The following is a 13,074-nucleotide window of genomic DNA, read 5'->3' as shown; positions in this document are numbered from 1 at the left end:
CTGTCAGCCCGACAGATAGGTCCTGGTAGCTGGCGGTTCCCAGGACCTTCCTGGCAGGTGGAATGTGAACCGCCCATCGAAAACCCATCACCAACCCCGCCGCTCAGCGGCGCCTCATCGCGTCGTGCTCGGTCACTGCGGGTCGGCTGTCGATGGCCCTGGTCGTCAGGGCGTCGGCCATGCACCTGGCCGGCATGGACGATATGGCGGAGCCTTCGGGCCCGTGGAGTCTGGAACCACTCATCGACATCGAGGAGCTGGCCGAGTACCTCGGCGTCCCGGTGACGACGATCTACGACTGGCGCACCCACGGGAAGGGTCCGCCGGCGCATCGGTTCGGGAAGCGGCTCAAGTTCGCGGTCTCGGACGTGCGGGCGTGGCTGGCCGCGCAGCGCGAGCCCGGGGCGGGGTGATCCGCGATGCCTAGGCCCCGGCTGAAGCTGTCCGAGCGGTCGCTGTTCCAGGGCTCGTTCACCCAACTCACACCGGACAGCGGGTTCCCCGCCCTCGTGGAGTACTGGCTCGAAGACCTCGACCTCGAGGACCGGCTGTCACCGTCCACGCGCCAACTCTACGAGCGCGACATGCGCACCCTCGTCCTGCCGGCCTTCGCCGAGCTCACGCTCCGCGAGATCGGCGTCGCCAGATGCGACCGATTCATCAAGCAGCTGGCCAAACAGAGCTACAGCCGCGCCAAGCACGCCCGCGTCGTCCTCCGCCTTGCGCTCGCGCTGGCGGTGCGGCACGAGATTCTCCCCAGGAACCCGATGGACCATATCGCCCGCCTGCACCGCACTCCGTCGACTCCGGATGCGCTCACGGTCGCCGAGGTCGACGCCGTCCGGCACTGGGAGTCCGGGCTGTCGCGGTCCGGGCCGCGTCCCGATGGTCAGCTCGGCCAGATCATCGAGGTCATGCTGGGTTCGTCTGCCCGCATCGGGGAGGTGCTGGCGATCCGGCGCTGCGACGTCGACGTCGCCGGCTCGCCTCCGACACTGCGGATCGCCGGAACCATCGTGACCCGCTGTGGCGAGCCCGCTCACCGGCAGGACCACCCGAAGACCGCCAAGTCCCGTCGGATCGTGGCGCTGCCGTCCTATGCGGCCGAAGCGGTGCGCCAGCGGCTCGCAGTGATGGGGGAGCGGTCCCCGGAGGCGCTGCTGTTCTGCAGTCGCAACGGGACACCGCTGACGCCGAACAACGTGCGGCGCCAGTTGCGTCGCGTCATGAAACTGGCCGAGATCGACGGCGTCACACCGCACGCCTTCCGCCGCACCGTCGCGACCGCGGTCAACGCGTTGATGCTGGCCAAACACGCCGAGGACTACCGGATCGAGTACAACCAGACCCGCCCGCACGAGGCCATCGCCTGGAACCGGCCCCAGGGCGTCCATCTGGCCCGGCCGACCCCGCCACGCCCACCCTCAACCAAGATCAATGCCTGCCGACTACGTGACGCGAGACATCCCACCACCACGACGACCATGATCCACTCACTGATGATCAGGTGCCGTTGCAGTATTAGAACCTGGGTGCCACGATCTCGCCCGTCGCGCAACCCGCGGCGTCGAGCAGCCAGCCCAACCGCTTCCGGGTCGCTAGCGCCACGGCGCTGTCGACCAGCCGCAGCGTGGGACGTGCCTGAGCGATGTGCCGCTCGATGCGCAGCAGGTCGCCGACTGAACGCGTCCACGCCGTGAACATGAAGTTCGCGTCCCCCGCCACCGAGAAGCAGCCACGGATCTCAGGAACCGTCCGCAGGAACTGAGCCGTCTCAGCGTGCTGGCGCGGGTCGACCCGACAGAACCAGGTGCAGCAGATCGGCCAGCGCGAGCTTTCCTGCGAAACCTCGCATCGGAAGCGCATGCTGTCCGATGCCACCAGTTTGGAGAACTGGCGGCGCACACTCGAGGTGGAACGGCCACTCACCCGGGCGAGTTCGGTGAACGTCATCCGTCCGTCCGCGACCAGGAAATCGAGGAGACCGGTGTCGACCGGCCCTTCACGCGCCGCGCAGGGTGTGTCGGTCGCCTCGATACGTGTCACAGCTGCGATCTGCTCACTGTTCAGCGCATCCAGACGCCAGTCGCTTCCCTCCTGGTGGATCGCGGTGACAAGACTCGCGCGGTGCCGCAGGATCCCGTCGACCTGGAGTCGCGTCAAGATGAGGTCGGAAAGTGCGGTCCAGTCCGAGCTCACGACGGTCAGGAACAGATCCCTCCCTCGAGCCGAGATCTCGATCGAGATGATCTCAGGTGAGGCGCTGAGGGTTTCGAGGACACTGTCGCGTCGTGTTGGCAGGCAGTCGACCTCGACGAAGGCCATCTGCGTTCCGGACCCGCGGATGACCGGGTGCACCGTCACCCATGCCAGCCCCGAGGAACGCAGCCGGGACCATCGAGCGGCCAGCGCCGCCGGTGAGCGTTCCAGCACGTCCGACAATGCCGTCCAGGTGGCGCGAGGATGAATCTGCAGCGCGTGCAGAAGGGTCAGATCCTCCTCGGACAGGACTGAGATCGGCATGAACTACCTCCGACGACCCGTATTCTGATGGATTCCGCTGATCTGTGAGCCAGACCTCACGACGTTCCTAGCGTAAGGACGACTCGGCCGGCCCCACGCGGGACATGGAGTCACCGGGTGCACCCGACGCCTCGGACGAAGGAGACCCCGTGAGTGAGCTGCCCCGGTCCATCGAGTGGATGGAGCGCCTCATCGGCTTCGACACCGTGAGCCGGCACTCCAATCTTCCGCTCATCCACGAGGTGGCCGATCGCCTCGATACGGCGGGCTTCGTGACCGCGGTCCGACCGGACGTGACCGGGGACAAGGCCAACCTCGTCGCGACCCTGCCCGCGGCGGACGGCTCGATGGACGGTGGACTCGTCCTGTCCGGGCACACCGACGTCGTGCCGACGGAGGGGCAGGAGTGGACGAGCGACCCGTTCGCGGCGACCGTCCGCGACGGTCGGATCTACGGTCGAGGGACGTCCGACATGAAGTCGTTCCTCGCGGTGGCGCTGGCGGCGGTGCCGACGATGCTGGAGGCACCTCTGCGCGAACCCGTCCACTTCGCGCTCACCTACGACGAGGAGGTCGGCCTGTTCGGCGGCGCTCAGATCGTCGGTGATCTGCGCGATCTCGGTCTGACACCGGCGCGCTGCATCGTGGGCGAACCCACGGGGATGGCGGTCGTCGCCGCGCACAAGAGCATCACCCTGGCCCGGATCGTCGTGCGTGGGCTGCCCGGACACTCCTCCATGGCACCGCACCTGGTCAGCGCCGCCTTCCACGGCGCGCAGGTGATCACGTTCGTCCAGGAGCTCGCCGAGGAGTTCGAGCGCGAGGGTCCCTTCGACGGCGGCTACACGGTGCCGTTCAGCACCATCAGTGTCGACTATCTGAACGGTGGCAGCTTCAGCACGACGGTGCCCGGGGAGTGCGAGATCAGGTTCGACCTCCGCACGATCGACGGCGTGGAGTCTGACGACGTCGTGGCACGCATCCGGGAGCGGGCAGGGCAGGTCGAGGCCGCGATGCGGGAACGCCACCCGAGCACCGGCATCGACGTGACGGTACTCGCGCAGGCGCCCGGACTGACGGCGACGACGGACTCCGCGCTCGTCGATGTGTTGACCGCGGCCGGTGCGGAGGCGCCGGGTGTCAAGGTGGCCTTCGGCACCGAGGCCGGCTTCTTCTCCTCAGTCGGCATCGACACCGTGGTGTGCGGACCGGGCCATATCGAGCAGGCGCACATCGCCGACGAGTACGTCTCGATCGAGCAGATCCGCACCTGTGAACGGGTTCTCGACGGTGTCATCGCCACCATGCGGGACGCGTGACATGGGCGAGACGACGGGCAGGGCCCGGTCGGAGGTCGCGCCGAGCGGGCGGTCGCACACCCGGCGGGCGGTGACGGCCGCGTCCATCGGCAATGCGCTCGAGTGGTACGACATCATCATCTACGGCTACTTCGCCGCCGTCATCAGCCGCCTGTTCTTCCCGGGCGGGAGCGACTTCGAAGCCCTCATGCTGACCTTCGGCACGTTCGCGGTGTCGTACCTGATCAGGCCGGTGGGAGCGCTGGTGATCGGCAGCCTCGGCGACACCCGGGGGCGCAAGCTCGCCCTCAATCTCACGATCCTCTTGATGTTCACCGGCACGCTGCTCCTGACCGTTGCCCCGACCCACCAGCAGATCGGAGCGGCGGGCGCAGCGATCGTCCTGTTGGCCCGCCTCCTGCAGGGGTTCTCGGCCGGCGGAGAGTTTGGTTCCGCCACGACGTTCCTCACCGAGCACGCTCTCGAGCGCAAGGCGTTCTACGCCAGCTGGCAGACGGCCACGCAAGGTGCGGCTCTGCTTCTCGCGGCATCGGTCAGCCTGATCGTGACCGCGACGCTGAGCGACGTCCAGCTCGACTCGTGGGGCTGGCGGCTGGCCTTCGCCATCGGGTTGTTGATCGGACCGGTGGGCTTCTACATCCGGACGACGATGGACGACCCTGCCGAGTTCAAAGCCGTCGAGGTACTCAGGTCGCCGATCGGTGAGCTCCTGAAGAGTCATGTCGTCCGGGTATGCACGGCGGCGGGCTGCGTCGGGTTCGCCACCGTAACGATGTACCTGTTGATCTACCTGCCGACGTACGCGGTCAAGCACCTCGACCTTCCGCTCTACTCGGGCTACCTCGGCGGCATCATCGGCGGGGCGTTACTGCTGGCGTGCAGCCCGGCGATCGGAGCATTGGCCGACCGGCGAGGGTGCGTGGCGGTCATGCGGATCGCCGCCGGCCTCGGCGTCTTGACCGTCGTCCCCATCTTCCTGCTCGTCACCCAGCAGCCCAGCGTCTGGATGCTGACGGTGGCACAGGCGGTCTTGGGTGTCGTCCTGGCCTTCTACTTCGCGCCTCTTCCGGCGCTGATGAGTTCCCTGTTCCCGACGCAGATTCGGACCTCGGGCGTCTCGACGAGCTACAACCTCGGCGTCGTCCTGTTCGGCGGTACCGCGCCCTTGGTCTTTACCGCGCTCGTGGAAGTCACGGACTCGCTCGTAGCGCCGGCGAGCTTCGTCACCGCTGTCGCCGCCATCTCATGGTGTGCCGTGGGAGTGGCTCGATCCAGGTTCGGACAGCGCTGACGGAATCGGCCGGTCGAACCTCGGATGCTGAGGAGGATCGACGGGCACGGCTGACGTGCGAACGCGGCTAGTGTGGTACTGCTGAATCTCCTGTTCGTCACCACGCGAACCGCTCCGCACCCGGTCATGGTCGGCAGCCAGTTCCCCTGGAAGACCACCTGCGCCCCCGAGCGCGCCAGCACCAGCCCAACAAGTACCCGAGCGTTAGAGCCGGCTGGGTGGCGTCGGTGCGCGACAGGGGCGGGTCGTGATCGGCGCCGTCCCCCAATGGAGCCTGGCGATCGCGGCGTTCGGGTCCGCCATGGAACGGTGGCTCGCGCTGACCCCTGCTCGAGCTCGCCGACGTCCGGTCGAGCATCTTCGGGCCACCCTGCTGTGGGTGAGCGTGCCGACCGAGCTGTGCGGTCGGCTGAAGTCGTTCGTGGTCGCGACGGCAGCGACCATTACATGACGGTCATCCTCGTCAGGCAGCGGCAAACCCCGACAGCCGTCTGTACGCGGCGACAGGAAGAACGCCCGGAGGAAGTGGCGCGACCGCTCGGGTTCGAGAACATGACTCCCCGATGCGTTGTCAAGGCTTCTGATCGCCGAGTACCCGGCTCAGATGCTCGCCGTGGACTCGAGCGCGGTTGCTCGGCTGCGCGGTGCCACGGACGCATCGAACATCGTGGCGCCCGAGCGTGCGCGCGCGCCCCGATCGCGGCCGACAGGATGGTGCCTCTGCTGGAGTAGGCCGGCATCGCTCTCGGCTGAGACGGCACCACCGCGTGCTCCATCGCTTACCCATCGCAAACAACCCGCATTGACCATCGGAGACCCGATACAGTCGGAGAGCGAGAACCAACCGGTTCCCAGCTAAGAGCAGGGGATCCGCAAGCTTACGAGATGACCGTAGGTGCTTTGACCAGCGGTTTTATCCAGGGGTCGCAGGTTCAAATCCTGTCAGCCCGACAGATGGGTCCTGGTAGCCGGCGGCTTCCAGGGCCTTCCTCGTTTGTGGGATGTCAGCCGCTCATTTGATCGCCATCTCAACCCCTGGTGCCGCCGTGCGGCTGCATGCGTGTGCTGCGGCTCGCGCGCGGGTGCCTCTGGTCGACATCGTGCTGGCGACGCATCTTGCCGGCAGTCGTGCATCCGCATTCGGGTGTCAGAGCCGCGGATGCCCAGGCGGCTGTGCGCCCGTGCTAGGTGAACGCGCCGCGGGCGATGCCGTAGCCATCAGCCCCTGCGGCCCAGGAGCATCCTGTTGGCGGCGATCGTCGCGGCAGCGATCGTGGCGGCTTTCGCCGCGAACGCCATTGGAGCTGCCGAGGTGGTGAAGCAGGTGAAGGTCCTCCGCCGCAGGGCCGGGGTCTTAGCTCGCGCTGCGTCATTTGCCGCGAAACGACGCACCTCGTTGGATGATGTGTCCCCCGACCGCCTGGAGTGGTCGCATTCGCTATTGAACGTTCACGGCGTGCTCATTGTCGCCCTCGGCGAGAGCGTCACGCCCTCAAAGTTGGTTGGTGTGGCCGGCTGACACCTGCGTCGGCGTTGGTTGAGGCTGATCGGAGTGAGGGCATCAACGAAGGTCACAGGATCCACCTTGCGACAGCCGGTTGACCGCTTGCCGCGCGAACCCGAGCTACTCGCCGAACCATGTACCGAAGCTCACGGAGGGCGTAGTGCTCGACGGGGCCTCGATCTGGAGGAACGACACGCTGTTGGCCCGTCGCCCTCTCATCTGCCTAGCCGGGAAGTCGGCCCTAAGAGCCGAGGTTTGAGGAGCTACTCGCTGTATGGGTTCGGCCGCTATGGCGGCCGAACCCATACAGCCGCTCGTCCAACGCGGTGACGACGTTGTACCACCACGGCCTGCCCTGATCGTCGTAGCGCCCTAGCAGCTCGTCGAGCTGGGTATCGTTCCAACGCGACATCAACTGGTCGAGCGCAACCATCCGGAGGTCCTGGCTGTCCAGGTACAGGGCCTCCTCCAGGTCCGCGTCCGACACTTCGGGCTGACGAAGCTCCCAAGCACGACTCGAGTCCCGCAGCGTCTGGATGTCGCTATCCCGCCAAACCGGTACGACCATCCTCCCCAACGGGCTGTCCAGGACGAGGTCCATGTCGTTCGAGAACCCATAGCTGTCAAACACCGAAAGGTCGCCGAGATCCGGCACGGTGCGGTCGGGGTCCGCGTCCAGCCGCTCAACCATCGTCACCAATGCCAGGAGCGCATGGGAGCGAGATACGTAATGGTCGCGCCGAAGCTCTGTGACGACACGCTGGACGTCTGCCTCGGTGATCTCGGCAGCTTGCGATAGCACGCTACATGCCGCACCCTTGGCTGTCGCGGTCGTGTGGTTAGCGATCGCGGCGTACTTTTCCATCAGCGGCGCATTGCGCTCGTTGAGCCACTCGGAGGTACCGTCCAACACCTCGCGTGCCGACTCAAGATAGCTGTTTGGTTCCCGAATCGTGAGGGCCACCCATGTCGTTGCGCTGAGCGCCTCGTCTCGATCGAGACCCTCCAGGATCTCTCTCGGCAGGGCCGCTGCCATGATCCGACTGACCAAGTCCGCGGACCCGTACTTGTCGAGATCTGCCAGTTCCTGAATCTGGGTAACTGCCCAGTCGAGATCGCTTTTCGCGCGCTCTACGAGAGCCTGTTCGACGTCGGCGGATCCCAGCTCGAAGATCGCCTTCAACTGCTCCGCTGAAACATTCTCGTGCTCAACGATCTGGATGGCCGCCGCAACAGCGATCTGTCGATGGGTTCCTGTCAGCAAGCCGTCCCACTGCTCGGCCGTCAACTGAGGAATCGAGTTTACGACGAGGTCACGAAGCGCCGACGTGTCGTCCCCGCTGTATCTAGTCGGTGCGAGATCGGTGACAGACTTCGAGTCGCCAGCCACCACATTGGCGGCGACCCGAATCAGATGTCGGGTTCGGTCATCGGGTCCGTCCGATTCGGCAACACTCGTGAGGAGCTCGGCATCCTGCGGGCGCGCGACCGTAACCACGTAGTTCAGAGCCGAGTCGATGCCCGGGAATCTCTCGAACAATTCGGCCCACCGAGCTGCCACCTTCTTCGTCGTCCGCGACTCGACGAATACACCTTCGCCATCGACGTCGGCTGGGTTGGGCTCCCAGAGCGACTCTGGACGGACCTGATGTTCGGTCATGAACCGCAAGACTCCTCGCACTACGTTCTTGTCCTCGTCGGACGCCAACGCTCCCAAGTCGGCGATGAGCCGGTCATCCAACCGGTCAGGCTCGACCAGACCCCACATCGGAATGATGCGGCCGGCGCGCTCAGTCGATGCGTAGCTCTCGAAGAACGTTCGGTACCAGATCCTGATCTCGCCGAGCGTCAGGTAAAGGTCGTCACGATCGCTGAACAGACGGTTGACGTGGTGCGGCCCGAGCGTCCGGACGTCCTGTGCGAACGCCGCGGCAGCCAGTGTCACGCGATCACGAGCGCCCGGATCGATAGGCGCGCGACTTGAGAACATATTCGAGAACGAGGTCAGCGCGGAAACGATCTGACGCTGTGCCGAGTCCAGCCCTTCCGGCGCTGCGTCGGCCGAGGAGCCGTCATCGGCCTTGGTCTCGGCCGCCTCCAGGGCCTCAGGCTCGTCATCCGCAGGAGTCGATCCCGATGAACCTGAACCCTGACCCCCCGCCCCGGCTGGCACTTCGTCAGCCAGACGCAGCACGTGCGGCAGCAGGAAGTTCATCACCTCCAAAGCGAGGTGAGCTGCGCTGCTGAACGGCTTATGCAGGACCAGCCGCTCGGCCTCGACCCGCTCCTTGAACGCGAGCACCGCCTCAAGCTGCGGCCCCTTGTCTCGCAGCCGCTCTGGGTCGATGTCGCGGAAGTACATCCCGATCGCCGGCGTGGTCCCGCTTTCTTCGCGACGCCTCAACGCGATGTTGAACTCCTCGGAGAAGCCGGACGAGTCATTGTCAGTGGGCGTGCCCCAGCGCATGTTCAGTAGGCCGACGAACACGTCGCAGTCGTAGACCAGGGGGTTGATCAGGTCCTGGGGGGCGCCCGCGTCAGGCAGCACCTCTTCCCAGCCCTCGATGGAGACACGGACGCCTCGCCCGCGGAGCATCGCGTTCAAGCGGCGCTCGAGGTCACGAAGCGCATCACGCTCGTCGGTCAGGTCCCCAGGAGAGGCCATAAAGACGCGCAGCTCGCGCAAGTCCATCTCCACCACCACTCCTGACCGCAGGATCCGGTCCTTGGGTTTGCCTGCGAAGCAGACTAGTGGATCACCACCACAAGGACTCGTCGCATCAGATGCGCCCAATTGCCATGGCTCTGGGCCGCGTCGTCGAACAAGCCATGTGAGCTGAGCACGCTTGCCGAGGTGTCACTGAGCGAACTGAGCGTGGTCTTATCTAGGTCGGTGGCGACACCGGCGCGTCATTCTGGGCGGAGTGACTCGATGAGGTGATGTCTTGGCTGTGTCGCGCCGGCTGCGCGGTGCCACGGACGCATCGACCATCGCGGCGCTGCGGCGTGCCGGCGCGCCGATTGCGGCCGACAGGATGGTGCCTCTGGTGGAGTCGGCGGGCATAGCTCTCGATTGAGGTGCTCGCCCATGGTGTCGCGGCCGGTCATTACGCTGAACCGCATGCCGAGAGCCCGAGCGTCGTTGATCGGCCGCTCGCGTGAGCTCGCCGCACTGAACGAGACGTTCGACGAGGTTCGCGGTGGGGCTCGACGCACGGTGGTGATCGGTGGCGAGGCGGGTATCGGCAAGACGCGCCTGGCGACGGAGTTTCTCGGGGTGCTGCCGGACGACGTGCTGGTGTTGCGCGGGCAGTGCGCCGATTCAGGTGGCGGACCGGTGCCCTACGCGGCGCTGACCGACCTGGTGCGGTCGCTGGCCGATGTCGTGGGCCGCCAGGCGCTGATCGACGGCGCGGGCCCGGCCGCAGGCCTGTTGGGCAGGCTGTGGCCAGGCTTGGTCGAGGCTCCCGCGGACGGCGACCGGCACGGGATCCCCGACCTCGTGGCCGACCTCCTGGCCGCTCGGGCGAGTGAGCGGCCGCTGGTGGTGCTGCTCGAGGACCTGCACTGGTCGGACGACGCGACCCGTGCGCTCGTCGTGCGGCTCGCGCGTCGGACGGCGGAGGCGCCGCTGCTGGTGCTGCTGACGGTCCGGACCGATGACGTGGGGCCGCGGCACGTGCTGCGGTCCTTGCTGGCCGAGCTGGAGCGGGCGCGCCTTGCCCGGCGACTGGACCTGGGGCGCCTGGCGCAGGGCGAGGCCCGGCGCATGGTCCGGGCCCTGGCCGACGCCGGAGAGCGCGGCGACGTCGATGTCGACCGCGTCGTCGAGCGGAGCGGCGGTGTTCCGTTCTACATCGAGGAGCTGGCGAGCGTCGCCCGGGACGAGCTTCCCGACTCGTTGCGCGCGATCCTGCTGGTGCGCTACGAGGAGCTGACCGGCGACGCGCGGGCGTTCTGCCGCGCCGTCGCGGCCGGTGGGATCTCGGTGCCGCACGACCTCGTCTCCTCGGTGCTGGCCGATGCTCCGGCGAGCGATACCGCCATCCGGGAGGCCGTCGACGCCCGGTTGCTGCAGGCCGACGCCTCGGGCTTCACGTTCCGGCATGCGCTGGTCCGGGAGGCGGTCTACGGGGAGCTGCTGCCGGGCGAACGACGTGACCTGCACGCGGCGTACGCGCGTGCGCTGGAGCAGCAGTCGGAGTCGGTGGCAGGTCTCGCGCGGGTCGCCGATCACTGGTGGCGGGCGCACGACCTGGAGCGTGCGCTCGGCGCCGCGGTGCGCGGCATGCGGGCGGCCCGTGCGGCCTTCGCCGCATCGACCGCCGTCCAGCTGGGCGAGCGTGCCCTGGACCTGTGGGACCGGCTCGAGGCCCCGGAGCGGGTCGTGGGCGTGACCCATGCGGCGCTGCTGTACGAGGTGGCCGATCTGGTGCGAGAGGACACCCGCCCGGACCGCGCCCGGGAACTGGCCTGGCAGGCCTACGAGGAGTGGCCGAGACACGATGTGGCCGGGCGGGCCGAGCTGCTCGGCGGCCTGGCGCGCATGTCGGCGATGGCCGGACGGGACGACGGCCCGGCCTTCGTCGAACGCGCGCTCGAGCTGCTGCCGCCCGGGGAGCATCCTGCGATCCGGGCGGAGCTCCTCCTGGAACGGACACGTTCCACGCTTCGGGCCGGCCGGGACGAGGAGGGCCTCGGCCACGCGCGTGCGGCGCTCACCGCGGCCGGCGACTCGGGGGACGAGCAGTACGTCTCTCGTGCGCTCAGCTACCAGGCCACCGCACTGGCGCGCTTGGGCGACCCCGGCGCCGCCGTCGTGTTCGAGGCCGCCCGTGAAGCGGCCGGCGACGACTGGCGGGCCCAGGTGGTCTACTACACCACGCTGGCCGACGTGCTGCTGCTGAGCGGCGCGTTCGCCGACGCGGCCCGGGTCGCCCGCGAGGGTGCCGCACGGGCCCGGGAGCTGAGGGCGGGGCGGGGTGCACGCCTGGCTCTGGAGAACACCCTCGCCGAAGCGCAGCGCGCCCTCGGCGAATGGTCCAGTGGCCCGGCCCTGCTCGCGCGGTGGCTCGACGTCGTCGGCGAGGACACCTACACGACGCATCTGCGCGTCGACCATGCGTGGCTGCTGCTGTGGATGGGCGACGTGGAGGGCGCCGAGTCGGTTGCCGCGTCCTGGCGGGCGACCTGGGAACGGCATGCACGGACGCAGCTGCAGGTGCGCTCGCGGATGTCCGGCGTGCTCGGCCAGCTCGCCCTGATCCGGGGCGATCCGGACGAGGCCCTGCGGCAGGTGTCCTGGGTGCTCGACGACGATCCCCGGCCGAGTCCGCCCTACGTCCTGCCGTTGCTGTTCATCGCCGCGCACGCCGTCGCCGACCTGCGTACGCGTGGCCGTGCGGCGGACGACCTGCCGTACCGGGAGGTCCTCGTCCGCTGCTCGGACTGGCCGACGTTCGCGGTGTGGTCGGCGCTCTTCGCCGCACAGCTCGGTGAGGGCACGTGGTCGGCGGTCATGGACCTACCCGGCGCGGCGATCCATCGCCCCTACGCGCTGTACCGCGACGGCGCCGACCTGATCGAGGCCGGCGATCGACTCGGTGCCCGCGACCGCCTCACCGCGGCCCTCACGGAAGCACGGGCGATCGGTGCGGGCCTCGTGGCGGACCGGGCCGCCGCACTCCTGGACCGTGCGGGGCTCACCAGGCCGCCCGATCGCGGGCAAGGCGCTGCCGACGGACCCGAGACCCTGACGGCCCGGGAGGAACAGGTGCTGGCGCTGGTCGCCGACGGGTTGACGAACAAGCAGATCGGCGAACGGCTGTTCATCTCGCCGAAGACCGTCTCCGTGCACGTCTCGGCGGTGCTGCGAAAGCTCGGCGCGGCCACCCGGACCGAGGCCGCCACGCGCCGTCGTGCCTGACCCGGTGTCGTAGCCGGCGAGCCTGCCGGGCCCGGGAAATACGGCATCTGCCTGATCCGGAGGCGGAGCCCGGCGATCGATGCTGGCGACCATGGCATCGACAACACCCGCCCAGCACACCGACGCCGAAGCGTCCGTCCGCGCAGTCGTCGCCGAGCTCGAACGAGCGCAGCAGACCGAGGACGTCGATGCGTTCGTGCGCCTGTTCCGGTCCGACGCGGTCTGGACGACCGCCCATGGCCGGCGGCTGACCGGGCTGGCGGAGATCGCGGAGTTCACCGGCAAGGTGCTGCCCGGGGCGATGCGCGAGACGACCGCTCGGTACGAGGTCACGCACGTCGTCTGGGTCCGCGCGGACGTCGCCGTCGTGAACGTCGCCCAACGCGCCGTGGACCTCGACGGCCACGCGCTCGACGAGATCCCGCAGGGCAGGCCGACCTACGTCGTCGCCCGCGGGGAGGAAGGCTGGCACCTGGTCGCCGGCCAGAACACGCAGATCGTGCCGTGACGG

At 68.0% G+C, this 13,074-nt stretch carries 9 protein-coding genes and 1 pseudogene; 8 read left to right on the top strand and 2 right to left on the bottom strand.

All coding sequences use genetic code 11. From position 1 onward, the window contains the following. Positions 1-203 precede the first annotated feature (203 nt). A complete protein-coding gene (locus DZA62_RS33410) occupies positions 204-413 on the top strand; it encodes a helix-turn-helix transcriptional regulator (protein ID WP_116953306.1) in 210 nt (69 codons plus the stop codon). A 96-nt stretch (positions 414-509) separates the two neighbouring features. Next, entirely contained in the window at positions 510-1,700 is a 1,191-nt protein-coding gene (locus DZA62_RS37755) for a tyrosine-type recombinase/integrase (RefSeq protein ID WP_198664477.1), read from the top strand. On the opposite strand, the pseudogene DZA62_RS37075 reads toward DZA62_RS37755, so the two are convergent. Continuing rightward, positions 1,672-2,325: pseudogene (locus DZA62_RS37075) on the bottom strand (Lrp/AsnC ligand binding domain-containing protein); the annotation flags it as partial. The gene DZA62_RS37755 and the pseudogene DZA62_RS37075 overlap by 29 nt on opposite strands. A gap of 347 nt (positions 2,326-2,672) precedes the next feature. On the opposite strand from DZA62_RS37075, the gene argE reads away from it, so the two are divergent. The 4 genes from argE (at position 2,673) to DZA62_RS36100 (ending at position 6,652) form a co-directional block, all read left to right on the top strand. Then, entirely contained in the window at positions 2,673-3,842 is a 1,170-nt protein-coding gene (argE, locus tag DZA62_RS33395) for an acetylornithine deacetylase (RefSeq protein ID WP_198664476.1), read from the top strand. 1 nt (position 3,843) lies between these two features. Continuing rightward, entirely contained in the window at positions 3,844-5,133 is a 1,290-nt protein-coding gene (locus DZA62_RS33390; RefSeq protein WP_116953297.1) for an MFS transporter, read from the top strand. Positions 5,134-5,380: 247 nt separating this feature from the next. Continuing rightward, positions 5,381-5,584, top strand: coding sequence for a hypothetical protein (locus tag DZA62_RS36105; RefSeq protein WP_157988068.1), 204 nt, complete (start codon positions 5,381-5,383; stop codon positions 5,582-5,584). 795 nt (positions 5,585-6,379) lie between these two features. After that, positions 6,380-6,652, top strand: coding sequence for a hypothetical protein (locus DZA62_RS36100; protein ID WP_157988067.1), 273 nt, complete (start codon positions 6,380-6,382; stop codon positions 6,650-6,652). A gap of 226 nt (positions 6,653-6,878) precedes the next feature. Here the strand turns inward: DZA62_RS36100 and DZA62_RS33385 are convergent, their stop codons facing one another. Next, positions 6,879-9,329, bottom strand: coding sequence for a DUF4062 domain-containing protein (locus tag DZA62_RS33385; protein ID WP_232827672.1), 2,451 nt, complete (start codon positions 9,327-9,329; stop codon positions 6,879-6,881). Between the two features lie 429 nt (positions 9,330-9,758). Between DZA62_RS33385 and DZA62_RS33380 the strand changes: the two genes are divergently transcribed. Both DZA62_RS33380 and DZA62_RS33375 read left to right on the top strand, forming a co-directional pair. Beyond that, a complete protein-coding gene (locus DZA62_RS33380) occupies positions 9,759-12,563 on the top strand; it encodes a helix-turn-helix transcriptional regulator (RefSeq protein ID WP_198664475.1) in 2,805 nt (934 codons plus the stop codon). Positions 12,564-12,654: 91 nt separating this feature from the next. Beyond that, complete coding sequence (locus DZA62_RS33375) at positions 12,655-13,071, top strand: SgcJ/EcaC family oxidoreductase (RefSeq protein ID WP_116953305.1); 417 nt, start codon at positions 12,655-12,657, stop codon at positions 13,069-13,071. Positions 13,072-13,074 lie beyond the last annotated feature (3 nt).

This window comes from Jiangella endophytica (genome assembly GCF_003427025.1).
Taxonomy (GTDB): domain Bacteria; phylum Actinomycetota; class Actinomycetes; order Jiangellales; family Jiangellaceae; genus Jiangella; species Jiangella endophytica.
Note: the sequence above shows the minus strand (reverse complement) of the source record. Positions and strands in the feature narration are given on the sequence as shown.

Bases quoted from the DNA above. Each gene is read 5' to 3' on its own strand.
- DZA62_RS33410 (WP_116953306.1), top strand. From the start codon at position 204: ATGGCGGAGCCTTCGGGCCCGTGGAGTCTGGAACCACTCATCGACATC.
- DZA62_RS33375 (WP_116953305.1), top strand. From the start codon at position 12,655: ATGGCATCGACAACACCCGCCCAGCACACCGACGCCGAAGCGTCCGTC.
- DZA62_RS33390 (WP_116953297.1), top strand. From the start codon at position 3,844: ATGGGCGAGACGACGGGCAGGGCCCGGTCGGAGGTCGCGCCGAGCGGG.
- DZA62_RS33380 (WP_198664475.1), top strand. From the start codon at position 9,759: ATGCCGAGAGCCCGAGCGTCGTTGATCGGCCGCTCGCGTGAGCTCGCC.
- DZA62_RS33385 (WP_232827672.1), bottom strand. From the start codon at position 9,329: ATGGACTTGCGCGAGCTGCGCGTCTTTATGGCCTCTCCTGGGGACCTG.